The sequence below is a fragment of the Cellulomonas sp. GbtcB1 genome (assembly GCF_019091725.1).
Taxonomy (GTDB): Bacteria; Actinomycetota; Actinomycetes; order Actinomycetales; family Cellulomonadaceae; genus Cellulomonas.
The window spans coordinates 1-241 of record NZ_JAGXJG010000475.1 but is presented as its reverse complement, the minus strand read 5'-3'; the positions used below and the strand labels follow the sequence as shown (position 1 = coordinate 241).

At 71.4% G+C, this 241-nt stretch carries 1 protein-coding gene; it reads left to right on the top strand.

Annotated elements, in window-relative coordinates:
* The coding region (locus KVT14_RS21070; RefSeq protein WP_217617364.1) for a DNA topoisomerase at positions 1 to 241 on the top strand (241 nt) is incomplete at both ends.

Below are 241 nucleotides of genomic sequence, written 5' to 3'. Positions count from 1 at the left end.
CAGCACCTGGACGAGGGCGCCGCGCAGGCCTGGGTGTCCGCGCGGGACGGCGCCGGGTACGCGGTGCGCTCGCTGGAGACCAAGCCGTATACCCGCCGCCCGGCGGCGCCGTCCACGACGTCGACGCTGCAGCAGGAGGCCAGCCGCAAGCTGCGCATGTCCTCCCGGCAGACGATGCGAACCGCGCAGACGCTGTACGAGAACGGATACATCACCTACATGCGGACCGACTCGCCCAACC